This is a genomic window from Galbibacter kalidii, from assembly GCF_026241135.1.
In the GTDB taxonomy this organism is placed as follows: Bacteria; Bacteroidota; Bacteroidia; order Flavobacteriales; family Flavobacteriaceae; genus Galbibacter.
Genome location: NZ_JAPFGA010000013.1, coordinates 127,674 through 151,427 on the forward strand (window position 1 = coordinate 127,674; position 23,754 = coordinate 151,427).

Below are 23,754 nucleotides of genomic sequence, written 5' to 3' on the forward strand. Positions count from 1 at the left end.
GCGCCAGCTGGCTTGACACTGTTCGCCCACCCGCCGGCTGACCCCTTCGCTAAAACAGTCCACTGGACTGTTTCTTTACGCTCGGTCCTCCCTAAACAGCATTACCTGTTCTAGGTTCTACGGGTATAATCTCAGCCTTTGTTAGTTCATGGTTTCAGGTTTAACCCCTCAACTGCGTCTGTCTGCTGACAAAGGCAGGCTCGGGGTGACAGACGAACCGTCACCAAAACCACCTACTAAAAAGCACCCCTTATTGAGATGCTGCAAAAATACAAAACAGAAAAGGTTTAAAGGAAATATTTTCAGAAAACTTTCACACCCTTTTCCGTGGCTTTCTTTACCTTTAGAGGATGGAAAATTCGAAGAACAGAATTCCTTTAAAAGTCTTTTTAAGCTATCTGGCTCTTGCCTTATTGGTAGTGGTCGTGGGGTGGATTGTCTTTCAGGAAATCAATTCGTTTACCAAGGCCCAACGCGATGAATCCATCGAAAAGAACAAAATATTGCACATAGGGAAACTACTTACGCTAATGTATGAAAGTGAGAGTTTTGCACGTTCGGCCATTCAGTCAAACTCCCGTAGGCCTTATGCCAATTTCCTTCAGAAAAACGATTCCATTGCTGTTCAGATCGATTCTTTAAAACAAATGATCGCACAACCCTATGAAGCAAAGCTTTTGGACAGTGTAAATATCCTTCTTCAGCAAAAAACAAGGAATATCAACGAATTGCGGAACCTGAGAAGAAACGACAGTTCTGAAGTATTTCTCGAAAAAACCATCGAAAAACTCTCCAATATTGAAGAACAACTGGGCAGGCTTTCCTTAAAAGATTATGTAGAAGATCCTGAGAACTTAGATCCCAAGATTAAAAATATCCTTCAACAACAAATCGAAATTTACAATCGGTATATTCCCCGTGATTCCAGCAATAGCGTAAACCAAGCCACACTGGATTCTATCGTAACCACCTCCAGAGAAATGCTGCAAAACATGAAAGAGGAGGCTTCCTCTCAAAGAAAATCGCTCAGCATCAAGGAAAACCAATTACTGCAAAACGATTTGACGATTTCGCAACAATTACGACAAATCCTAACCGCTTTTGAAAACGAGTTCGTGAACAATGTCCGCTCCCTGAACTCCGAACGCGAAAAGATATTGGATAGAGCCATGAAGGTGGTAACCATCGCCGCTATTATTGGTGCCATACTCGTTATCCTTTTTTCCATCATTATCCTAAAAGACTCGTGGCGTAGCCAACAATACAAAAAACAGATAGAAGCTTCTAACGAGCATAACGAATCCTTACTGAAAAGCAGGGAGCAGCTTATTTCCATGGTTAGTCACGACCTGAGAACCCCTTTAAGTACAATTTTGGGTTATACGGAATTATTGAAAGGCGCCGAGCTCAATGAAAAAGAATCCCATTATACAGATCGGATAAAAAATGCTTCGAGCTATGTGGTGCAGTTGGTAGATGACCTTTTGGATTTTTCTAAACTTGAAGCCGGAAAAATCCACCTCGAAAAAGTGACTTTCAACCTGAAAAACCTGATTTCAGAAACCGCTGAAGGTGTACAATCGCTTTACCATGAAAAACCGATCGAGCTCATCATCGATATCGACGACAAGATAGATCGCTTACTCGTTGGCGATCCTTTCCGTATCAAGCAAATTTTGTCCAACCTCGTCGGAAATGCCTATAAATTCACCAAAGATGGGCATATCACCGTCAAAGCTCGACTTAAAGAGAACAGCAATGGAGATCCGCTTATTTCGCTTTCCGTAGTTGATACCGGGATTGGGATCAAAAAAGAAAAGCAAAAAGTGATTTTTGAGGAATTTACACAAGCTGAAAGTGATATTGAAAAAAAGTTTGGCGGTTCAGGACTGGGGCTTACCATTTCGCAAAAACTGGCAACGCTACTCGGCGGCAACCTTTATCTGGAGAGCAAAGAAGGAGTCGGAAGTACTTTTTCTTTTGTTTTCCCGGCTGAATTCAGTGAACAAGAATTACCGATTAGTGCCGAAATCCATTCGGAAAACCACACGCCAAAAACAGCCATTGTTATCGACGATGACGAAGCTCTTTTAAGACTGAATACTGAAATCCTGGAACGCAACGGCATAAAAACCCATGCGTTCAACAATGGTAAAGATGCACTCCAAAACATTGCAAAGATGGAGTATGATTTTATTATTACTGATATTCAATTGCCTTCATTCAACGGTTTTTTCTTTGCTGAAACCCTGAAATCCGATCCTCAATATCAATACAAAAACCAACCTATCATCGCTGTAACGGGACGAAAGGACCTCGACAAGAAAAGTTATATCGAAGCCGGGTTTGCCGAGTTTCTTCACAAACCCTATGAACCGCAAGGCTTGCTAGATAAGATCAAAAAAGCGTTCAACAATACTGAAGAAAACATAACAGATACCACAAAGCAAGCTGATGAGAAAAACAACAACAACGCTCTTTTCGACCTCACTTCCATGCAAGAGTTTCTGAATGACGAGGAATCTATGGCACAAGTATTGGAAGTTTTTATTGAAAACACCGCAAAAGACCTAAAAGCATTAAAAAAGAATATCAAAAAAGGAGAACTGGAAGAAGTGAGAAAAAAAGCACATAAAATGCTGAGTATGTTTCGGCAAATAAACGCCCATGCTGTGGTTCCTCACTTGGATTTTATGGAACATTTTAAAAAGGAAGAAAAAGAACAGTTACCCGTTCACTTCAAAAACCTGAAAAAGAATATTGAAAGGACTTTTTCTGCAGTGCAAAAACATCTTAACTGCTAAACCTCGATTTCGTATTCTTTGATCTTGTTATAAAGTGTTTTTCGGGTAATGTTCAACAGTTTTGCAGCTCTGGATTTGTTGTTGCCTACTTCTTTTAAAGCGTTGATAATCAACTTTCGTTCATTGTCTTTTGTAGAAAAAGAAATCGTCACATGCTCCGGTTTTTTCGGTCGGGTCAATTCCGCAGGCAATACTTCTTTTACAATCAAATCACCTTGTGTAAGCAAGGCCGAACGTTTGATCACATTGGACATTTCCCTTAGGTTCCCCGGCCATTTGTACTGCTGAAAAATACTGATCACTTCATCTGAAAAACCAAGTACATTTTTATTCAGTTGATGATTGGCCAAGTTCAGAAAGTGATCAGCAAAGATCATCAGGTCTTCTTTGCGTTCGTGTAGATTAGGCACTTTGATTGTAAATTCGTTTAGCCTGTGATAAAGATCTTCCCTAAATTGACCTTCTTCTACTGCTTTCAACAGATCTTCATTGGTAGCGGTGATCAAACGGATATCCACTTCAATTTCCTGATTGCTTCCGATAGGTTTTATTTTTCGTTCTTGCAAAGCCCTTAAAAGCTGGATTTGGTTTTCATAGGACAAATTCCCTACCTCATCCAGAAAGATCGTTCCTCCATTGGCAGCTTCAAAATGACCTACTTTGTTGTTCACAGCTCCGGTAAACGAACCTTTTACATGTCCGAAGAACTCACTTGCAGCAATCTCTTTGGGGATTGCCCCACAATCGACAGCGATAAAACTAAAATCTTTACGGCTACTATTATCGTGAATCCTTCTCGCGACCACTTCTTTCCCGGTACCACTGTCACCGGTAATAAGCACCGACATATCAGTGGGCGCCACGAGCTTGATGTATTCGTATAATTTTTGGGAAGCATTGCTGATTCCCTCCACTGCTTTTGAAGGACTTTTAGGAGTATCTGTTTTTACTAAAGGTTTTTCTACGGATTTTACCCCGGCAGGTAATTTCTCCTTCTTTAAAGCATTTTGTATCACGATCAACACCTCATCCTGATTGAAAGGCTTTGAGATATAATCGAAAGCGCCTTTTTTCATCGCTTTAACGGCTGTGGAAACTTCAGCATATCCGGTCATCAATATTACAGGTGTTTCCGGATGTTTTTCTTTGACTTTGGTAAGAACGGAAATCCCGTCATCATCCGGTAACCTCAAATCGGTAAAAACCAGATCGTATGTTGTTGTTGAAAGTTTCTTTTCTGCATCTTCCGAAGAATAACTTGTTTCCACAACAAAGTCATTCTTTGTTAGAAATCGTTCCAACATTACCGAAAAAGCTACATCATCTTCAATTAATAAGATCTTAGGCATTCCAAAAGTCAATTTCTACAAAAATAGGAGTTATTACCCGTCATATTCTAAAAAAAGTCATAAAAAAAGGACAGCCTAAGCTGTCCCTCCAAACAAAATATGACCTCATCATTGCCTTTTGAATCTACTCACCTGTTTGGGTTACATACAAATTTGAGACCTGTGTTGCGTCTGTAATTTGTATGTTATATTCTTCTACTTCGTTTATACATGCTTTTTTAAAAGTCACATCAGGATAATCTGTTTCAACAGCTTGCAAAACTGCTTGTGGAGGTTCTGATATTTCTATTTCTTTGTATTCATCCTGATCAGTATAAATATCCTCTGCAATCCCATCGTGAAACACCACCGGAGTTGCAGCAAACGAATCGAAATCTTCCAATGTTACTGTTGATCCCATTACCAATCCTTTTATTTTTTCTTTGATTATGATGAATTCTAGTTAACCTCTCCAAAATTAACACCATTTTCATGCCAAAAAGGTTAACAAACGGTAATCTATTGTTTATTAATGATTTAAAATGATGTTAGATTTATGTAAAGTGTGTAAAAAGTGTGTATTTGTGCAGTAGATGGATAAGGATTATACAGTTTGCCCACTAAATGGGTTTAACCGGACTTCCGTCAGGCAAGTCTCTTCCCAAACCATCGGGGCTGTGTCGAAATAAATCAAGGCTTTTTTGTTTTGAATACCTCCTTAGGCTCGCCTTAAACTAATTGATGTAAAAGTAAAAGCTTCCCAAAAACACAGGGAAGCTTTTTTGAACGTAATTAAAATAAACGAAGCTTTACGCTTTATTTTTCAATCCACTCACCATTTTCATTCGCGTAGAGTGTTGCAGTTTGCTCACCTACAGCAACTTCCAATTTGTATTCAGAAGCTTCATTTTTATAGGCTTTGGTAAGTTCTGCACCAGGATAGTCTGCAGCCAATTTATCTGTAATGGCTTGGGGAACCTCAGCTATTTCAATTTCTACGTACTCTTCCTGGATCATATAGATATCCTCTGCAATTCCGTCGTGGAAAATAACAGGTGTTGCTGCAAATGAAGCAAAACTTCCTAAAGCGATTGCGGATACTAAAACTAACTTTTTCATAATAAATTTATTTTTATGATTATTAATTAATGTTTTCTGATTTATATATAACCATATCTGTACCAATAATGACCGCAAAACATTATTGGGATATATAATACTGAAAAACAAACACTTATGCTTGTTTTCAAAATAATATGATCAAAGTAGAATGTGTAAAAAAGTGTGTAAATCCTCAAAAAGTGTGTAAAAAAGAAACATATAAATGAAGTACGAAGTTAGAAGTATGTACGTTTTTTACAAATCTTTCACCTGATGCGCAGGTTTTAGCAGATCGACTACTGTTTTTACCGGATTGAAAGTGGTAAGCGGTACTTCCACAAAAATGGTATTCCAGAATGCCATACCACCATTCCACAGACCAGGAAGCTCCAATGCCTTCAATTCCTTCCCTTCTTTTGTTTTGTTCGTGATAAAGGCCTGTCTTTTGTCCACATAATCCAATAAGTTGTATTTCTCTCCTTTATAATTCTTGATACCGCAAACAATATCCACCGGATTAAAATGCGTTGATGCTTTCAAAATATCCTGCTGAAATTTGTTGTTGCCATCTATTTGTGGGGATTCTATAATTTGAAGAGAGATGTTTCCGTCTTCATCTTTAATCCAAAAAGGACCTCCTCCGGGCTCTCCTTCATTTTTTACCATTCCGCATATTCGTATCGGGGCATTGAGTTTTTCTCTTAGGAATTCAATTTGATATACCTCTTTATACTTATCCACATCCGGTTTTATGTGTACATTGAGCTCTTCTTTCAAAAATGTCTTCATTTCTTCAATTCTTGAAGCATCGGGAACGGCCTCGTCAAGGAGTTTGGCGTATGCAAAAGCTTTTTCCTGCAATTTCAGTAATTTACCAGCCAGTATTTTTTTGTAAAGTGCTACTTCGTGCTTGTACTTATAGACCACAACATTGTCTATATTTTTGATGAAGATAATATCAGCATCCTGATCATTCAGGTTTTCAATAAGTGCACCGTGACCCCCCGGTCTGAACAATATTTCCCCGGATTCCAAACGGAAAGGTTCGTTCTCCATATCAACCGCCACAGTATCGGTTGCACTTTTCTGAAAAGAAAATGAAGTTGAAAAAGAAACTCCTGTTTTTTCTTCCACCAGATTTTGAATTTTTCCCACTTCATCATCAAAATCAGTATTGTGTTCTTTAGAAATCGTATAATGTAATTTGGCCAATCCGTTAGACTCATCATACAAAGCAGCTTCGTACAGGTGTTCTTCAAAGGCCGTTGCCGGATGGGTTTTGTATTTATGAAACGGCAATAAACCCTTCGGACTCGAGCCGTAATCAAATTCATCTTCAGAAAGCATGATTTTGATGAAATAATATTTTTGAAAGTGATCCGGCAGGTTTAAAAAATCGGGGTGTTTTTCCACAAAGCGCTTGATAACAGCTTCGTAAAAAGGAAATTTTTCAACCCCGATAAAAAACGTGCGGATGATGTCGGCCTTTTCCCTGTTCACATAAGCGTTTATGGTTTCCTTATCCGGATTATAATTGTTCAAAAACTGAAATAACGCCTTAAACATACGGGTGGCCGCTCCGGAAGCCGGAACAAACTTCAACAATTCCATCTGATCTTTTTTAGATTCAAACAGCTTTACATATTTATCTTTTTCCTCTTTGGTAAAATTATGGATTCCATGACCTATGGTGGCTGCAGCAATTAGATTAACATAAGGTATCCCCCTTTTAAATACTTCAATTTGTTCTTCTAGCTGTTTGGCAGTAATTCCTTTTTCTTTTAATTGCTTCTTGTCAGCTTTAGTAAGTGTAGTCATTTCTTTTCTAAAAGTTTTTCAATCTGGTTAATAGCAACCTGCAATCTCTTTTGTCGATCGCCTTTCAATATTACATAGGGCATTTTATGAATGTCGAGGGCCTTTTTGAACAAGGAAAACATAAATTCACGATCGTGGGGTTTGTCCCTTAAATTGTCTTCCTCCCACGGTACGTCAATAGCTGTTAAAAGATACAAATTATATTTATTTTCCAAAGCATTTTTTTGTATTAACGGGGGACAATATCCGTTATAATATGCTTCTGAATATACTTTTAGCTCCAACAGATTAGTATCGCAAATAAGAAGCTCCTTTACTTTTGAAGTTAAGCTGTTTTCCAAAGTCATTTGTCCCTCTGCAATGGGTAGAAGATCCTCTGGTTCACACATTTTTTTTTCGTGGTCCCATTTCTCCTCAAGATATTCCCGCATGTATTCAGGCACCCATTCTGTCTCAAAATGGATCGCCAAATCTTCTGCCAAAGTCGTCTTTCCGGTAGATTCAGGTCCGAACAATACTACTTTAACAAGGTCTGAGGGCTTTTGTTTAAGTTTTTCTTCCATGCTTTATATCCGTAAATAGCGATAATGGTAAAAATCAAATACTGCAAGCTGGTAAAGGCCAAGCCTTTAAACAAGTAAAGTGGAACCGAAATAATATCCCCAATAATCCAATAGATCCAATTCTCCAGCTTTTTCTTAGCCATAAGCCACATTCCAACAAAAAAGATAGCAGTGGTTAAAATATCCACATAAGACACCCAGCTATCCCACTTATCAAAAAATTCATAGATTCCGAAGACAAAAATCACCGTCCCGACAAAAAGCAAAACAGCAATTTTCTGTTCTTTTACGGTCGTTTTGGTTATCGGGATAAAATGGGTGTCATCTACTTTCCGTGTCCACATATACCATCCGTAAATGCTCATGGAAAAATAGTAAGCGTTGATCATCATATCCCCCAAAAGGCTGTACTGCAACAGTAAATACACAAAAATAGCTGTGCTGATAATCCCTGTAGGGTAAACCAAAATGTTTTCCCTTTTTGAGTACAGCACACTCAAAAACCCGAAAACTACAGCTATGATCTCCAACACAACATAATGTGTGGGAACACCTTGGTATTGTGCAAAAAACCAATCAAAAATGTGGCTCATAATCGCTTCTGTCAGATTTTACCAGCTTCATGTACAACAAACCCTTGTCGATCATCTCAAAAGCCTCTTTGATCTCTGTCGTCAATACTTTCATCACCTCGTCATAATCCCCGTATACTTGTGTACTCAGCGGATTTTCCTTCACGGTCAAACCAGAATTTCTCATTTTTTTTATGAAATGAATGATAGACGGTTCAAAATCGTCCTGTATGGGTGTCAATGTTAATTCTACTGATATTTTCATGCTAATTAGATGTTGATTTATTTGTGTTTGAACTGCTTATTTCCTACTGAAAACCATCTTCTAAGGCATACGCACAGGTAAATCCGTCGAACTCTAAAAAATTGAGCTTATATTTTTTTATGATGGATTCATAATACACCCAACCAACGGTCTTTTTATCATTCAGCTCAAACGGAATCACTTTGACATGCTGAATGAAGCTCATTCCCTCGCGGGCAAAAACTTTGTACAGGCTTTCTTTTACACACCATACAACGGTAAGTTTCCGAATGTCTTCATCGGTCAGGTAATTGTATTCATAATCCACAAACTTATGGGCAATCACACTGATCTTTTCCCGCTGTTTTTCTATATCAATCCCTACTTTGATGTCGTCACTGACAATAATCCCCGAAAAAATAAAAGAGTGTGTTATCGAAATATACTTTCCGTCTTTCAAATGTGGTTTTCCGAAACCATCATAATACAAATCTGATGCTTTATATCCGGCAGCTTTCAACAAATGCCTCACACTCAAAAATCCCCTTTGATGAATTTCAGATTTCATATGGCTCAGCCTTGAAATACAATTTTTCGTAGCCTCAATGCCCTTCATCAAGTCTTCCTTAGATTCTTCTATCTTCCAAATCAACACTTTAGTACCCGGGGCTACTGTTATAGTTTTATAAAGAGGCATGTTTTATACAAGTTATTTATGTAACTTTGCACCTGACTTAAATCAAATGAAAATTGCTGTTAAGCAGGAAATATAAACCGCTTAACAAGCGTAAAAATAAGAAAGTAATATGAGTACCAAAACAATTCCTTATGTAGCCAACAAAGTAAAAGACATTTCTTTGGCGGAATGGGGAAGAAAAGAAATAGAACTGGCCGAGGCTGAAATGCCGGGTTTAATGTCGCTAAGAGAAGAATATAAAGATGAGCAGCCCCTTAAGGGTGCCCGTATCGCCGGTTGTTTACATATGACCGTTCAAACGGCTGTTCTTATAGAAACCTTAATCGCTCTTGGAGCCGAGGTGACGTGGAGTTCTTGTAACATCTATTCTACTCAGGATGAAGCTGCCGCTGCCATTGCCGCTGCCGGAATTCCCGTATATGCCTGGAAAGGAATGACGGAAGAGGAATTTGATTGGTGTATTGAACAAACCTTGTTCTTTGGGGAAGAAAGAAAACCCTTGAACATGATTTTGGACGACGGTGGTGACTTGACCAATATGGTATTGGACAAATATCCTGAGCTTGCTGCTGGGGTTAAAGGTTTGTCTGAAGAAACCACTACGGGAGTTCACCGTCTATACGAACGTATGAAGAACGGTACGTTACCAATGCCGGCTATCAATGTGAATGACTCGGTGACCAAATCGAAATTCGATAATAAATATGGCTGTCGCGAAAGCGCTGTGGATGCTATCAGAAGGGCTACAGATGTGATGCTTGCCGGAAAACGTGTAGTAGTTTGCGGATATGGAGACGTAGGAAAGGGTACAGCAGCTTCTTTTAGAGGAGCAGGGTCTATTGTTACCGTAACTGAGATTGATCCGATTTGTGCACTTCAAGCCGCTATGGAAGGTTATGAAGTAAAGAAACTCGATACCATTGTTGAAAAAGCCGATATCATCATCACTACAACCGGAAACAAAGACATCATTACTGCTTCTCATTTTAAGAAAATGAAAGACAAGACTATCGTATGTAACATTGGGCACTTTGACAATGAAATAGACGTGGCTTGGCTTAATAAAAACCATGGGGAGAACAAAGTAAACATCAAACCGCAAGTAGATAAATATACGATTGACGGAAAAGATGTGATTCTTTTGGCTCAAGGCCGATTGGTCAACCTAGGTTGTGCTACCGGACACCCGAGTTTTGTAATGAGTAATTCGTTTACCAACCAGACACTGGCGCAGATCGAGTTGTGGAACCATAGCGACAAATACAAAAACGAAGTGTATATGTTGCCTAAACACCTGGACGAAAAAGTAGCCAGACTTCACCTTGAAAAAATAGGTGTTGAACTCACAGAACTTAACGAGGAACAAGCTAAATATATCGGTGTAGAGGCCAAAGGGCCTTTCAAACCGGATTATTATAGATATTAGATAATAAACAAAAACCTAACAGGTTTAACCCCATAAACAAATCCCAAATTCCGATTGTAAAGGAGTTTGGGGTTTTTTGTTGATAACTTAAGTTTTTTGAATATAAAATTTAATTATATTTGTAACCATATATAAGGTTGTATAATATGGTTATAAAAGACATCTATTCAGTTTCCGAAGCTGCTGAAATTTTGGACAAAAACCCAGAAACCCTAAGAAGATGGGACAATGAAGGTAAACTAAAAGCCGTTCGGGAACCCATGAGCAACTACAGGGTTTATAAAAAAGAACAACTTCAAATTTTTCCTGAATTCAAAAGGTTTTTTGAAAAACTTGACGAAGGGAATTTTATCAAACCTATAAAAGATTATTCCGTATTGGAATTATTTGCTGGTGCGGGAGGTTTAGCTATTGGTCTGGAAAAAGCAGGACTGAAATGCAAAGCACTTAACGAGATTGATAAATGGGCATGTCAAACACTTCATGAAAACAGACCTAATTGGAATGTGTTCGAAGGAGATATCAAAAATTTTGACTTTTCGCATTTCAAAAATGAAGTTGATGTAGTAACCGGGGGGTTTCCTTGTCAAGCATTTAGCTATGCCGGCAAAAAATTGGGATTGAAAGATGCTCGTGGAACTTTATTCTATGAATTTGCAAGAGTAGTTCAAGAAGTACAACCTAAGATTTGTATTGGTGAAAATGTTAGGGGGCTTTTAAATCATGATGAAGGAAGAACTTTGGAAGGCATGATTTCCATATTGGATGAAATCGGTTACAATGTGGTTTCTCCAGTGGAGGTATTAAAAGCCATTCACTATAATGTTCCTCAAAAACGGGAACGATTGATACTGGTTGCCGTAAGAAAAGATATAGACGTAGAATACCATTACCCAAAACCTTTCTCTGAGATCTACACTCTAAAAGATGCTTTAAAAAAAGGAAAACTCTTTGATAAAGACGTCCCAAAATCAAAAGGGTCCACTTATCCGGACCACAAAAAAAGAGTATTGGATTTAGTGCCCCCAAAGGGTTATTGGCGGGATTTACCCCTTGACATACAAAAAGAATACATGCAAAAAAGCTTTTACCTTGGCGGAGGTAAAACAGGTATGGCTAGAAGGATTGGCTGGGACGAGCCTTGTTTAACATTGACCTGCAGTCCTGCACAAAAGCAAACCGAGCGTTGTCACCCAGATGAAACTAGACCATTTACCGTCAGGGAATATGCAAGAATACAAACGTTCCCTGACGAGTGGAAATTTGAAGGTTCTGTTTCACAACAATACAAACAAATTGGCAACGCTGTTCCTGTTAACTTGGCTAAAGAAATTGGCTATTCTGTTATTTCGTTTTTGAACAAAGTTGAATTGCATCAATTAAAAGTTAAAGGTGAACAAGCTCTATATGCTTAAATCATCAAACCCACTATAATAATAAAAGTTTTCAAAAGTTATTTCGTCCATTATACTTCTCTTGGATTTTTTTGCTCCTTCTGAAATATCATTTAGGATGGTATTTTTATTTGCTGAATTTTTATCAATGGTTTTTAAAAAATCATTGACAGCAATTGGCAAAGCTTTATACAGCTTGTAGAAAGCATTATTATCTCCTGTTAATAATCCATAAAACTTATCTCCTGAAATCATAAAAACCCTACTATGACTATATTCTTTTCTATTAATTATGCCCTCCCATTTTTTTAAGAAACTTTTTTTTGCCAAAATTTGAACCAAATAACATTTTGCCTGACGGTTATCATCTGCATAACGTGCTAACTTCTGGAACGCACTCTCTGCAGAACTACTGTTCATTGTGTTATGTTTATTCTTGATTTCAGCAAACAAAGTATTATCATCAGCTTTTATATCATAACCACTTAATTTTCCACTGGAATAACCATCAATTCCACCAAGAATTTCTTCATGAAATGTACCAATAGCATTATTAACAGACTTATCTATTTGCCTTGACATTTCCAATTTTATTAATTCTTCTTCAGATAATTCATTGAATTTTGAATCAAAAGTCAATTTAAAAGTATCTACTTTATTTTTATAGAACTTCGATTTGGTAAACCCTTTTTTAGCTTCAACATAAGAAAGATAAAGGTTTGAAATACATTTCAGCAAATGTTCATCAGTTACAAAATCAACGTATTTATTTCCCAATTGTCCCATTTTTTATAATTTGTAGAAAGTTATGCCCTACGAAGATAACAAAATAAAAGTCCCTCGTTTTAACGAAGAATCGGGTTTTTATACCACGAAAAAACGGTCAAAAATCATGAGCCGCATCCGTGGGAAAAATACCAAACCCGAACTCTTGTTCAGAAAGGCGCTGTGGGCGAAGGGAATTCGCTATCGGGTAAACAACAAAACACTTCCTGGAAAACCTGATGTATCCATTAAAAAGTACAAACTTGCTATTTTTATAGATGGTGAGTTTTGGCACGGTTATAACTGGGATGAAAAAAAGAAGACCATAAAAAGTAACCGCGGTTTTTGGATCCCTAAAATAGAGCGCAATATGCAACGCGACAAAGAGGTAAACCGCCAATTAGCTGAAATGGGTTATACCGTCTTCCGGTTTTGGCAAAGGGATGTAAAAAATGATTTAAAGCGGTGCCTGAACGACGTACTAACCTATATTGAGACAGGTAGAAACGATTGGTAATAAAAAGGCCACCTATAAAGGTGACCTTTTAACCGTAATAACCGAAAATTTTCAGTTATGTTCAGGGGAAATTATATAAATCTTTAATGATTCAATTCTTCTTCATTTTCCTGTAAAGGAACAGTTTGTGGTACAAAATCCTGTCCTTCGATTACATACTCACCGTTTTCTTTGGTCTTACTGTAATCGTAAGGCCATCTGTATACGTGGGGGATTGCACCAGGCCAGTTCCCGTGCATGTGTTCTACAGGAGCTGTCCACTCCAATGTGTTTGCTTTCCAAGGGTTTTGAGGTGCTTTCTTACCATAGAAAATGCTATGAAAGAAATTGTATAGGAATAGCACCTGCACCAATCCGGCTATGATGGCAAAGACAGTCATCACTACCTGAATGTTTGTCAAATCGTCAAACATTGGGAAGTTTGTATTCGTATAATAACGTCTTGGAACACCGGCCATTCCTACAAAGTGCATTGGGAAGAATACTCCGTATGCACATATCGCAGTAACCCAAAAATGGATATACCCCATGTTCTTGTTTAGCATACGTCCAAACATTCTTGGGAACCAGTGATATACTCCTGCGAACAGGCCATATAGTGCTGAAATACCCATCACCAAATGGAAGTGTGCTACAACGAAATACGTATCGTGAACATTAATGTCCAGTGCACTATCCCCTAAAATTATCCCTGTCAGTCCACCTGTAATGAAAGTAGAAACCAATCCTATTGAAAATAGCATCGCCGGATTCATTTGCAGGTTTCCTTTCCATAGGGTCGTTATCCAGTTAAATGCTTTTACCGCTGATGGAATCGCGATCAATAATGTTGTAAATGTGAACACAGATCCTAAGAACGGATTCATTCCCGATATAAACATATGGTGACCCCAAACTATCGTTGACAAAAATGCAATGGCTAATATGGAAGCAATCATGGCCCTGTAACCAAAAATAGGTTTACGTGAGTTGTTAGCCATAATCTCCGATACAATTCCCATGGCAGGTAATATTACGATATATACTTCTGGGTGTCCTAAGAACCAAAATAGGTGTTCAAACAATACCGGAGACCCGCCTTGGTAATGTAATACCTCTCCCTGAATAAAAATATCTGACAAGAAGAAGGAAGTACCAAAACTTCTGTCCATAATCAATAATAACGCGGCTGATAAAAGTACCGGGAAAGAAACCACCCCGATAATAGCCGTAACGAAAAATGCCCAAATCGTCAAAGGCAATCTGGTCATTGTCATTCCTTTGGTACGCAGGTTCAATACCGTTACGATATAATTTAAAGATCCCAACAAAGAAGATGCAATAAAAATCGCCATGGAAACTAACCAAAGTGTCATTCCCAATCCGGAACCTCCTTGCGCTTGTGGCAAAGCACTCAATGGTGGATAGACCGTCCATCCGGCAGCAGCAGGACCGGCCTCGGCAAACAAGGAAATAACCATGATCACTGATGACAAGAAGAACAACCAATATGAAATCATGTTCAAAAACCCTGATGCCATATCCCTTGCTCCAATTTGCAATGGAATCAACAAGTTGCTGAAAGTACCGCTCAATCCGGCAGTAAGCACAAAGAATACCATAATGGTACCATGAATGGTGACCAATGCCAGGTAAATATTAGGATCCATCACACCATCTGGTGCCCATTTTCCCAATAAAACTTCGAAGATTTTAAAAGATTCCCCGGGCCATGCAATCTGCATTCTAAACATTATAGACATCAATATACCTATAGTTCCCATGATCAAACCTGTGATCAGGTATTGCTTAGAGATCATTTTGTGATCCTGACTGAAAATATATTTAGTTATAAAGGTCTCTTTATGATGATGCCCGTGATCATGTGCATGTTCTTCTGAATGCGCTTGTGCTGTTGCTGACATAATCTTATTTTCTTTTATTTTTATCTAACTTAAATTAATAGTTCTTACTGCGCTGCCGCCATTGATTCTTTGAACGTTTGTTGTTCTTCCATCCAAGCATTAAAGTCCTCTTCTGATTCCACAACAATCTTCATCTGCATATTGTAGTGAGAAGAACCGCAAACCTTATTACACAATAAGATATAATCAAATTCCCATGGATCGGCATTATCGTCGCCATTAGCCCTACGTTCTGCTCTCAATTTGTTGATATGTCTAACTTTTTCAGCCATATCAGGATCCATTCTCATTTCTTCTGTGGTTATTGTTGGTGTAAATGAAAACTGAGTAACCATTCCCGGCACACAGTTCATTTGTGCCCTAAAGTGAGGCATGTATGCAGAGTGCAATACGTCTTGAGAACGCATTTTAAAGATGATTTTTCTTCCAACAGGCAAGTGTAGTTCTGTTTGGGAAATAACGTCATCTTCTCCGTAAGAATCTGTTTCGTCTATACCAATCACATTGTTTTTGTTTATATCGATCAATCGTACATTGGCTTCTCCAAGCACATTGTCCGTTCCGGCATAGCGCGCTTTCCAGTTGAACTGCTGTGCATACAGTTCGATAATCATCGGATTGCCTTCTTCTTCATCAATATCCATCAAGCTTGTCCAAGTGAACAATCCGTAAAGGATCAATCCGGCCAATACAATTACAGGAATAATTGTCCAAATAAACTCCAACTTATCATTATCCGCAAAGAACAAAGCTTTTTTCCCTTTTTCTCCTCTGTACTTATAGGCAAAATAGTGCAACAAGGCCTGTGTTATTATCTGTACAAAGAAGATCAATGCCATCGAAATGAACATCAGGTTATCATATTCAGAGCCGTGTTCAGAAGCCGGAGTCCCAAGTACTACATCTCCCCACTCCCAAAAACAATAGATAGTGAGTAGGTAGATGAACACCAAAAATCCAAACATTAAATACCCGTTAAGCTTGTTGTCTTTATCATTGGCTATTTGAGAATTATCTGTATTGATCTGAGATAATTCAAAAATCTTGGTCATTTGCCAAATGGCAATGGCAACAAGTAGAAGAACAATTATTGTTAATAAAGCAGTCATCGTATATATCCTGTTTACTTTTTAAAATTTAATTAATAGTGGTACTGTTTACTCTCTTCAACAAACGGATCGCCTTTTGCCAAGAACGATTTTGTTTTTGACAAGGCATTGAACACTACAAAAATGAACAATCCTAAGAAGAAAAGTATACTTCCAATTTCGGGTACTCCAAAGCTCCAGTGTTCACCAACCGTGGATGGCATAACAAGCTGAAAAATATCGATGTAATGGCCTATAAGGATACTGATCCCGGCAATCATCACAAACCAGTTCATTCGCTTAAAGTCGCTGTTCATCAATACTAAGAATGGGAACACGAAGTTAAGCACCAGCATACCAAAGAAAGGTAAATTGTAATATTCTATCCGTGTTAAGAAATAACCGGCTTCTTCAGGAATATTTGCATACCAGATCAACATAAACTGACCAAACCATAAATACGTCCAGAAAATACTCAATCCGAACATATACTTGGCCAAATCGTGCAGGTGGCTATCATTTACAAAGTCTAAAACCCCTTTTGACTTCAAGTACATCGTAACCATAGCTATCACAGTTACTCCCGACACAAACATACTTGCAAAAATGTACCATGCAAATAACGTACTATACCAGTGTGGTTCTAATCCCATAAACCAATCCCATGCCATTATGGCTTCGGTAACAAAGAAGAACAGTAAGAAAAAGATTGATATTTTAAAGTTTCTTTTATGGTGAGCATAATCACTTGCTTCATCTTGTGCTACTGAATTTCTAACGACAAAATATCTATAAACACACCATCCCAACAAGAATAGGAAAGATCTGATCAAGAAGAAAGGAATATTCAAATATCCTGATTTCAGTTGCAGTATTTCATCATGCGCCATCACGTTTGGATCCATCCAAATAAAAAGATGGTTCATATGGAAGCCTGACGTCAATACCATAAATACATAGATAATCAAGGCTCCCGGGAATAAATAGGCGGTAATGCCTTCCATCACCCTAAAAAGAACCGGTGACCAACCTGCCTGTGAAGCACGCTGTACAGCATAAAAAACCAAAGTTCCTAGAGCGAGCATAAAGAAAAAGAACGCTGCTACAAAAACAGCTGCCCATGGACGATTCTGTAATTTTGCTAAGGTATGCTCATCATGTGATTGATGCCCTTCTGCAGCCTCTCCGTGCTCACTTGTCTCTCCGTGATGTTCTTCGGCGCTTGCCGCTTCATGACCGGTTGCTTCGTGTGTATTATCTCCATGTGATGCAGCCTCTCCGTGATGTGCATCTTGGGCAACAAGGGCTTTTGCTTCTTCAACCGTAGAAGGAGAATGAAAAAATCCATATCCTATGCCAAGAACGCCAACTATCATTAAAATGAAAGATGCTATTCTTAATCTATTTGAAAACGTGTACATATTCTGAATCTTCTTTTTGATAGTTGATTATTTATTCTCTAAGTCTTCTTTTAGTGTCATTACATACTCGGTTACTTGCCAACGCTCTTCCTCGTTCAATTGATTGGCATAAGACCCCATCGCGTTCAATCCATAACGAATGACATGGTAAACGCTTCCTTCTGTAATTGCTCTTCCGGCATCGTCATAACTTGGCACCCCAAGTATTTTTTCACGTTCTGCCAAAACGCCTTGTCCGTCACCTTTGTCTCCGTGGCAAACAGCACAGTATATATTGAAAAGCTCCTCACCGTTCTTTAAATAATCTTCTGAAACTGCAGTAACAGAATCAGTTGGGTTTTTAAGATTCAACTTGGCCTCATTATAACCTTCCAATGTGTTTGGATAATCATAAGGCTTATGCCCTCGTGCAATAGTTCCCTCTACAGGTAATTGCCCCTCTTTTCCATTTCTGAATGCACGGGTTTCCTGATAGGTTTCATAACCTACGGGCTCATACATATCAGGCATGTATTGATAATTTGGTGTTGATTTGTTTTGACACGATGCAACCAAGGCTACAACCCCTAAAACAATCCCTATTTTTACAAAAACTCTCATTTCGAATTATTAATGCTTTTCTGAAACTTTAACTTCTAGTGCTCCCGTATCTGTTAAGAGCTTTGTTAACTCCTCTTCATTACCGCTCAACGATACTTCCATTAAAAAATGGTCGTCTGTAGTTCTAACATCCGGATTTTCCGCTTTTTTAAATGGCCACAATCTACTTCTCATATAAAAAGTAATCACCATTAAGTGAGCAGCAAAGAATACGGTCATCTCAAACATGATAGGCACAAAAGCCGGCATATTCGATATAAAGCTAAAACTTGGCTTACCACCAATATCTTGCGGCCAGTCTTCAATCATGATGAAGTTCATCATCAATATGGCAACTGTAAGCCCAACACAACCATACATAAACGATGTGATGGCAATTCTCGTTGGTGCCAATCCCATAGCTTTGTCCAATCCGTGCACCGGAAACGGCGTATATATTTCCTCTATATGATGATGCGCTTCTTTAACACGCTTAACGGCCGACATCAATATGTCGTCATCATTATATATTGCTTGTATAACTTTTGAAGCCATAGATTAATTTATTAGATTTTTAGCCTGACCTGCCCAATCGTCTCTTTGTGCCCTCCCGGGAAATGCTCCTGTAATAGCATCTAAAAGATCGTATTCGTTCTCGGACATTTTACTTACTTGTTCGTATTTATAGATCCCAATCTGGTTTAGTGTCTTTTCCATTACGGGCCCGATACCGTTAATTTTTTTCAAATCATCAGCTTGATCGGTTTCAGGATCAAAAGCTCCAATTGTGTTTAACAATTGAGACTGTTTTTCTTTATCAATCTCTGTTTTCCCGCTTGGTGCTTTAGCTGCTACTGGTTTTAATGCTGTTCTCTGATCTGCAGCTGCGCCTGCCAAGCTCGTTCCTTCTTCACGCAAACGCTTGTATCGCTCACCCGATGATTTCAGGATTGTTTTCACCTCTGCCTGTGCAATTACAGGGAAGGTTCTGGCATACAACAAGAACAACACGAAGAAGAACCCGATAGTTCCGATAAAGATTCCCACATCTACAAAAGTAGGAGAGAACATAGACCAAGACGATGGTAAGTGACCTTTACTCAAGTTGATCACAATGATATCGAATCGCTCGAACCACATTCCTATATTGATGATGATCGATACAATGAAAGACCATGCAAAGTTTCTTCTCAATTTCTTAATCCAAAGTGTCTGCGGCACGATAAAGTTACAGATAATCAACGCCCAGAATGCCCACCAATAAGGACCTGTTGCAGCTCCGATGGATAAATATGTGTAATCTTCATAATTGCTTCCGGAATACCATGCGATAAAGAACTCTGTTATATAGGCTACACTCACAATTCCACCAGTAAGCAGAATTACCTTATTCATGTACTCAACGTGAACCCTGGTAATGTAGGCTTCCAAATTGGAAACTTTACGCATAATGATTAGCAATGTCAACACCATGGCAAAACCGGAGAAAATCGCTCCTGCAACGAAATACGGAGGATAAATGGTACTGTGCCATCCCGCAACTACCGATGTCGCAAAGTCGAAAGATACAATGGTGTGTACCGAAAGTACCAAAGGCGTAGCCAAACCTGCCAACACTAAAGACACTTCTTCAAAACGTTGCCAGTCTTTTGCTCTACCGGTCCATCCAAAACTCAACAATGAGTATATCTTTTTCTGAAAAGGTTTTACAGCTCGGTCCCTGATCATGGCAAAGTCAGGCAATAAACCTGTCCACCAGAATACCAAGGAAACCGACAGATATGTGGAAATCGCAAATACGTCCCAGAGCAAAGGCGAGTTAAAGTTCACCCACAATGACCCAAATTGGTTTGGAATAGGCAACACCCAATAAGCCAACCACGGACGCCCCATGTGAATAATAGGGAACAATCCTGCTTGTATTACTGAAAAGATTGTCATTGCTTCCGCAGAACGGTTCACCGCCATTCTCCATTTTTGACGGAAAAGCAACAACACCGCAGAAATAAGGGTTCCTGCGTGCCCGATACCTACCCACCATACAAAGTTGGTAATATCCCAAGCCCAACCTATCGTTTTATTTAATCCCCATACACCAATACCGGTTGATATGGTATAGATAATACAGCCTACTCCCCAAAGAAAAGCCGCTAAGGCTATTGAGAAGACAATCCACCATTGTTTATTCGCTCTTCCTTCTACAGGAGCAGCAACGTCTACAGTAACATCATGGTAAGATTTCTCTCCGTTTACTAAAGGTTCACGTATAGGTGCTTCGTAATGCGACGCCATAATACTTTATATAATTATTCTTATTAATCTCTTTTTTTATACTTCTTCTGTATTTCTCACTTTAACATGATAGAATACATTCGGTCTGGTTCCTTTGAATCCAAGCAAATGATACATACGGTTACTTTCTTTCAATTCAACTACCTCACTTTCCTTGTCGTTCACATCACCAAACACCATAGCACCCGAGCTACATGCTGCCGAACAAGCCGTCTTGAACTCTCCGTCTTTGATCGGTCTTCCTTCTCGCTTGGCGTCAAGGATGGTCTTCTGTGTCATTTGGATACACATAGAACATTTTTCCATCACACCACGAGATCGTACAGTAACATCAGGATTCAATACCATTCTACCCAGATCATCATTCATGTGGAAATCGAACTCATCATTTTCACTGTACAAGAACCAGTTGAAACGTCGCACTTTATACGGACAGTTATTCGCACAATAACGTGTTCCCACACAACGGTTGTAGATCATTTGGTTCTGACCTTGTTTACCGTGTGACGTTGCCGCTACCGGACAAACCGTTTCGCAAGGAGCATGGTTACAGTGCTGACACATTACCGGCTGGAATGCCACCTGAGGATTCTCAGACGGATGTTCCAATTCATGATACGTACTAATAGAATTAGGAGCAGCTTCAACTGCTTCATTATCTCCTTCGAATGTCTCTTCAGAAGAATAATATCTATCAATACGCAACCAATGCATATCCCTGTATTTCCTTACCTCTCTCTTACCAACTACCGGCACATTGTTTTCTGCGTGACAAGCAATTACACATGCCCCACAACCTGTACAGGCGTTCAAGTCTATCGAAAGATTGAAGTGATGCCCTATAGAACTGTCGAATTCTGTCCAAAGATCAGCTTCGTCTGCAGGAACTTCCTGATGATTTACAGAAACTTTCGGCTGCGGATTCCAATCATGAGCATTTTTTGTATTGAATATCTCTAAAGAGGTTTCACGTAAAATATCACCTCTTCCGTCCATGGTACTCTTCATTTGCACTGAAGCAAACTCATGCACACCGGACACTTTTTCTATTTTTACTTCTTGGGTATTCTTAAAGCCTAAGTAAAGCGGATAGGCATTAACCCCCGTCTTCATATCTTCCTTCATTGCTGCTTTCTTTCCATAACCGAAAGAAAGTCCCACTGTTCCTTTTGCTTGTCCCGGTTGTATCAATACCGGTACTTTCTCGATCGACACATCACCAACGGTTACTTTAGCATACCCCCCGTTCAATCCTCCATTGGAAACCGTATAGTTTTCAACACCTAATGCTTCAGCATCGGCCATGGAAATCGTTAAGTAGTTATCCCAAGTTGTACGAGTGATCGGATCCGGCAATTCTTGCAACCAAGGGTTATTGGCTTGCTGTCCGTCTCCCATTGATATTTTAGGATAAAGCACAAGCTCCATTCCCGAAGAAGTAGTATTCGCCAGTTTTTTTACTAAAGAAGCGACTGGAACAGTTGCAGTTTCCACTTCTTCCTCTTCAGATGTTTCAGTCTCAACAACAGGTGCTGCTGCTTCAATAGTTTCTTCAACTGCTGGAGCAGTATTTCCGCTTCCGATAAATACCCCATCATGTAAAGCCGAATTCCAAGAAGAACCTCCAAGGATATCTGCTTCCCATGTTTCTTTTAAATACTCTTGATATGTTTTTTCAATTCCGCTCCACTTCAATAAAGCTTCCTGAAATTGTCTTGTGTTGAAGATAGGCCTAATGGTAGGCTGCATAAGACTGTAATGCCCTTTCTTCATTTCCGCATCACCCCAAGACTCTAAATAATGAGGTGCTGCAGCTATATAATTTGCCTTCACGGCAGTTTCATCTTCTTTTAATGAGAATGCTACTGAAAGCCCTACATTCTCAAGGGCAGCTTCAAACTCTGAAGCATTTGGCAATGTGTATAACGGATTGACCCCGCTCATCACCAACACTTCTACCTTACCGGCATTCATGTCATCAACAAGGGAAGCTACTTGCTTTGCATCACCTTGCCTTGTCAATCTCGGCGCATTGGCATCCATTGCTGCACTTCCAAGCGTTTTGTTGATCGACAAAACAACTTTTTGTGCATCTTCATCATTGATTCCGGTAACTACAATGGCTTTTTTTCCTGCTTTTTTCACCTGAGCAGCTGCACTTTTTACAGCTTCTTCAATTTTTGCAGGCAATTCACCGCTTACCGATGTTCCGTTAAGCGCCCCGTAAAATTTAGCTAAAGCTACTTTTTGTTGTGAAGGCGTTAAGGGAATTCTTTTATCTGCATTAGCTCCGGTCAAGCTCATATTCGATTCAAACTGAATATGGCGTGACATTTTCCCGTGAGAAGGAATACGTCCTTTGGCATAAGAAGAATCATATCCTCCACCTTGCCAATCTCCAAGGAAATCGGCTCCAAAAGAAACAATCACTTCCGCTTTGGAAAAATCATAATCAGCCAACGCCCTAACCCCATAAACAGCTTCAAAAGCGTTTAAGGCAGCATCTTCAGCAATGGCATCATATTGAATATGCTTAACGTTTCCGTATTTTTCGTTGAATTCGGCAATCAATTTCTTTGTAGAAGGACTCGCATAGGTTTGTGTAAGCAAAACGATTTGTTTCCCTGTAACCTTAGCCTTGGTCAGTGCATTCACCACATTGGTATCCAGATCGTCCCAAGAAACATACTCACCTTCAGTTTTAGGCCCTTGCACTCTTAAACTATCATACAGACCCAAGACAGAAGCATGCACTCTTGCATTTGCACTTCCATTTACCTTAGCGTCGGTATTGCTTTCTACTTTTATAGGTCGGCCTTCACGAGTTTTGATCAATATGCTGGCAAAGTCATATCCATCTGCAATGGTTGTGGCATAATAATTTGCCACTCCCGGAACGATACTTTCCGGCTGAACCACATAAGGTATAGATTTCTTCACAGGGCCTTCACATGCCGCCAAAGAAGCAGCAGCCGTACTGAACCCTACATATTTAAGAAAATCCCTTCTGCTTGTCGATGACGAACCTAACGACTCTTCATCTCCCAAAAATTCATCTGTAGGAATTTCCTCAACAAACTCATTCTGTTTAAGCGTTTCCGCGATAGAACTATTTGGATTTAGCTCTTCAACACTTGACCAGTATTTTTTGTTTGATGCCATGTTATATATAACTATTTTAAATCAACCTGCTCAAAGCAAGCCTCAACTTTACGTTCTTATTCTAAAATTTCCTTTCGAG

At 39.1% G+C, this 23,754-nt stretch carries 20 protein-coding genes; 4 read left to right on the forward strand and 16 right to left on the reverse strand.

The window, feature by feature from the left end; genetic code table 11:
- The first annotated feature begins 350 nt into the window (after positions 1 to 350).
- Complete coding sequence (locus OOZ15_RS13795) at positions 351 to 2,804, forward strand: ATP-binding response regulator (RefSeq protein WP_265957009.1); 2,454 nt, start codon at positions 351 to 353, stop codon at positions 2,802 to 2,804.
- Here OOZ15_RS13795 and OOZ15_RS13800 read toward each other — a convergent pair.
- The 8 genes from OOZ15_RS13800 to OOZ15_RS13835 form a co-directional block, all read right to left on the reverse strand.
- The gene (locus OOZ15_RS13800) at positions 2,801 to 4,153 is read right to left on the reverse strand and encodes a sigma-54-dependent transcriptional regulator (RefSeq protein WP_265957010.1); all 1,353 of its coding nucleotides are present in this window, start codon (positions 4,151 to 4,153) and stop codon (positions 2,801 to 2,803) included. The two genes, OOZ15_RS13795 and OOZ15_RS13800, sit on opposite strands and share 4 nt — an antisense overlap.
- Before the next feature lie 124 nt (positions 4,154 to 4,277).
- Entirely contained in the window at positions 4,278 to 4,553 is a 276-nt protein-coding gene (locus OOZ15_RS13805; protein WP_265957011.1) for a hypothetical protein, read from the reverse strand.
- 395 nt (positions 4,554 to 4,948) lie between these two features.
- The gene (locus OOZ15_RS13810) at positions 4,949 to 5,251 is read right to left on the reverse strand and encodes a hypothetical protein (RefSeq protein WP_265957012.1); all 303 of its coding nucleotides are present in this window, start codon (positions 5,249 to 5,251) and stop codon (positions 4,949 to 4,951) included.
- 237 nt (positions 5,252 to 5,488) lie between these two features.
- Positions 5,489 to 7,051: a DUF4301 family protein gene (locus OOZ15_RS13815; RefSeq protein WP_265957013.1), complete on the reverse strand. Its 1,563-nt coding sequence runs from the start codon at positions 7,049 to 7,051 to the stop codon at positions 5,489 to 5,491.
- Positions 7,048 to 7,614, reverse strand: coding sequence for an ATP-binding protein (locus OOZ15_RS13820; protein WP_265957014.1), 567 nt, complete (start codon positions 7,612 to 7,614; stop codon positions 7,048 to 7,050). The genes OOZ15_RS13815 and OOZ15_RS13820 overlap by 4 nt, the downstream gene beginning before the upstream one ends.
- Positions 7,569 to 8,207 (reverse strand): nicotinamide riboside transporter PnuC, encoded by a 639-nt coding sequence (gene pnuC, locus OOZ15_RS13825; protein ID WP_265957015.1) that lies wholly within the window; start codon positions 8,205 to 8,207, stop codon positions 7,569 to 7,571. Before pnuC ends, OOZ15_RS13820 begins: the two co-directional genes overlap by 46 nt.
- Positions 8,191 to 8,451 (reverse strand): YkoF family thiamine/hydroxymethylpyrimidine-binding protein, encoded by a 261-nt coding sequence (locus OOZ15_RS13830; RefSeq protein ID WP_265957016.1) that lies wholly within the window; start codon positions 8,449 to 8,451, stop codon positions 8,191 to 8,193. The genes pnuC and OOZ15_RS13830 overlap by 17 nt, the downstream gene beginning before the upstream one ends.
- Positions 8,452 to 8,494: 43 nt before the next feature.
- Positions 8,495 to 9,127 (reverse strand): 4'-phosphopantetheinyl transferase family protein, encoded by a 633-nt coding sequence (locus OOZ15_RS13835; RefSeq protein WP_265957017.1) that lies wholly within the window; start codon positions 9,125 to 9,127, stop codon positions 8,495 to 8,497.
- Between the two features lie 109 nt (positions 9,128 to 9,236).
- Here OOZ15_RS13835 and ahcY point away from each other — a divergent pair, with 109 nt between their 5' ends.
- On the forward strand, positions 9,237 to 10,553 hold the full coding sequence (ahcY, locus tag OOZ15_RS13840; protein WP_265957018.1) for an adenosylhomocysteinase: 1,317 nt from the start codon (positions 9,237 to 9,239) through the stop codon (positions 10,551 to 10,553).
- Positions 10,554 to 10,699: 146 nt separating this feature from the next.
- Positions 10,700 to 11,968, forward strand: coding sequence for a DNA (cytosine-5-)-methyltransferase (dcm, locus tag OOZ15_RS13845; RefSeq protein WP_265957019.1), 1,269 nt, complete (start codon positions 10,700 to 10,702; stop codon positions 11,966 to 11,968).
- On the opposite strand, the gene OOZ15_RS13850 is transcribed toward dcm, so the two are convergent.
- Complete coding sequence (locus OOZ15_RS13850) at positions 11,957 to 12,724, reverse strand: Eco47II family restriction endonuclease (RefSeq protein ID WP_265957020.1); 768 nt, start codon at positions 12,722 to 12,724, stop codon at positions 11,957 to 11,959. The two genes, dcm and OOZ15_RS13850, sit on opposite strands and share 12 nt — an antisense overlap.
- Positions 12,725 to 12,755: 31 nt before the next feature.
- Between OOZ15_RS13850 and OOZ15_RS13855 the strand changes: the two genes are divergently transcribed.
- Positions 12,756 to 13,229, forward strand: coding sequence for a very short patch repair endonuclease (locus OOZ15_RS13855; RefSeq protein WP_265957021.1), 474 nt, complete (start codon positions 12,756 to 12,758; stop codon positions 13,227 to 13,229).
- A gap of 83 nt (positions 13,230 to 13,312) precedes the next feature.
- Here the strand turns inward: OOZ15_RS13855 and OOZ15_RS13860 are convergent, their stop codons facing one another.
- The 7 genes from OOZ15_RS13860 to OOZ15_RS13890 are packed head-to-tail and all read right to left on the reverse strand — an operon-like array spanning position 13,313 to position 23,675.
- The gene (locus OOZ15_RS13860; protein WP_265957022.1) at positions 13,313 to 15,133 is read right to left on the reverse strand and encodes a cytochrome c oxidase subunit I; all 1,821 of its coding nucleotides are present in this window, start codon (positions 15,131 to 15,133) and stop codon (positions 13,313 to 13,315) included.
- Positions 15,134 to 15,177: 44 nt separating this feature from the next.
- Positions 15,178 to 16,242, reverse strand: a complete 1,065-nt coding sequence (locus OOZ15_RS13865) for a cytochrome c oxidase subunit II (protein ID WP_265957023.1) — start codon at positions 16,240 to 16,242, stop codon at positions 15,178 to 15,180.
- 32 nt (positions 16,243 to 16,274) lie between these two features.
- The gene (locus OOZ15_RS13870) at positions 16,275 to 17,642 is read right to left on the reverse strand and encodes a quinol:cytochrome C oxidoreductase (RefSeq protein ID WP_265957024.1); all 1,368 of its coding nucleotides are present in this window, start codon (positions 17,640 to 17,642) and stop codon (positions 16,275 to 16,277) included.
- A 27-nt stretch (positions 17,643 to 17,669) separates the two neighbouring features.
- On the reverse strand, positions 17,670 to 18,242 hold the full coding sequence (locus OOZ15_RS13875) for a c-type cytochrome (protein ID WP_265957025.1): 573 nt from the start codon (positions 18,240 to 18,242) through the stop codon (positions 17,670 to 17,672).
- 9 nt (positions 18,243 to 18,251) lie between these two features.
- Positions 18,252 to 18,776, reverse strand: coding sequence for a DUF3341 domain-containing protein (locus tag OOZ15_RS13880; protein ID WP_265957026.1), 525 nt, complete (start codon positions 18,774 to 18,776; stop codon positions 18,252 to 18,254).
- Between the two features lie 3 nt (positions 18,777 to 18,779).
- On the reverse strand, positions 18,780 to 20,513 hold the full coding sequence (gene nrfD, locus OOZ15_RS13885; RefSeq protein WP_265957027.1) for an NrfD/PsrC family molybdoenzyme membrane anchor subunit: 1,734 nt from the start codon (positions 20,511 to 20,513) through the stop codon (positions 18,780 to 18,782).
- Positions 20,514 to 20,549: 36 nt separating this feature from the next.
- The gene (locus OOZ15_RS13890; protein ID WP_265957028.1) at positions 20,550 to 23,675 is read right to left on the reverse strand and encodes a TAT-variant-translocated molybdopterin oxidoreductase; all 3,126 of its coding nucleotides are present in this window, start codon (positions 23,673 to 23,675) and stop codon (positions 20,550 to 20,552) included.
- Between the last annotated feature and the right edge of the window lie 79 nt (positions 23,676 to 23,754).

Coding starts and splice junctions, on each gene's coding strand:
- pnuC (WP_265957015.1), bottom strand. CDS start 8,207: ATGAGCCACATTTTTGATTGGTTTTTTGCACAATACCAAGGTGTTCCC.
- dcm (WP_265957019.1), top strand. CDS start 10,700: ATGGTTATAAAAGACATCTATTCAGTTTCCGAAGCTGCTGAAATTTTG.
- OOZ15_RS13800 (WP_265957010.1), bottom strand. CDS start 4,153: ATGCCTAAGATCTTATTAATTGAAGATGATGTAGCTTTTTCGGTAATG.
- OOZ15_RS13870 (WP_265957024.1), bottom strand. CDS start 17,642: ATGTACACGTTTTCAAATAGATTAAGAATAGCATCTTTCATTTTAATG.
- OOZ15_RS13835 (WP_265957017.1), bottom strand. CDS start 9,127: ATGCCTCTTTATAAAACTATAACAGTAGCCCCGGGTACTAAAGTGTTG.
- OOZ15_RS13860 (WP_265957022.1), bottom strand. CDS start 15,133: ATGTCAGCAACAGCACAAGCGCATTCAGAAGAACATGCACATGATCAC.
- nrfD (WP_265957027.1), bottom strand. CDS start 20,513: ATGGCGTCGCATTACGAAGCACCTATACGTGAACCTTTAGTAAACGGA.
- OOZ15_RS13880 (WP_265957026.1), bottom strand. CDS start 18,776: ATGGCTTCAAAAGTTATACAAGCAATATATAATGATGACGACATATTG.
- OOZ15_RS13820 (WP_265957014.1), bottom strand. CDS start 7,614: ATGGAAGAAAAACTTAAACAAAAGCCCTCAGACCTTGTTAAAGTAGTA.
- OOZ15_RS13815 (WP_265957013.1), bottom strand. CDS start 7,051: ATGACTACACTTACTAAAGCTGACAAGAAGCAATTAAAAGAAAAAGGA.
- ahcY (WP_265957018.1), top strand. CDS start 9,237: ATGAGTACCAAAACAATTCCTTATGTAGCCAACAAAGTAAAAGACATT.
- OOZ15_RS13865 (WP_265957023.1), bottom strand. CDS start 16,242: ATGACTGCTTTATTAACAATAATTGTTCTTCTACTTGTTGCCATTGCC.
- OOZ15_RS13810 (WP_265957012.1), bottom strand. CDS start 5,251: ATGAAAAAGTTAGTTTTAGTATCCGCAATCGCTTTAGGAAGTTTTGCT.
- OOZ15_RS13855 (WP_265957021.1), top strand. CDS start 12,756: ATGCCCTACGAAGATAACAAAATAAAAGTCCCTCGTTTTAACGAAGAA.
- OOZ15_RS13795 (WP_265957009.1), top strand. CDS start 351: ATGGAAAATTCGAAGAACAGAATTCCTTTAAAAGTCTTTTTAAGCTAT.
- OOZ15_RS13830 (WP_265957016.1), bottom strand. CDS start 8,451: ATGAAAATATCAGTAGAATTAACATTGACACCCATACAGGACGATTTT.
- OOZ15_RS13875 (WP_265957025.1), bottom strand. CDS start 18,242: ATGAGAGTTTTTGTAAAAATAGGGATTGTTTTAGGGGTTGTAGCCTTG.
- OOZ15_RS13890 (WP_265957028.1), bottom strand. CDS start 23,675: ATGGCATCAAACAAAAAATACTGGTCAAGTGTTGAAGAGCTAAATCCA.
- OOZ15_RS13805 (WP_265957011.1), bottom strand. CDS start 4,553: ATGGGATCAACAGTAACATTGGAAGATTTCGATTCGTTTGCTGCAACT.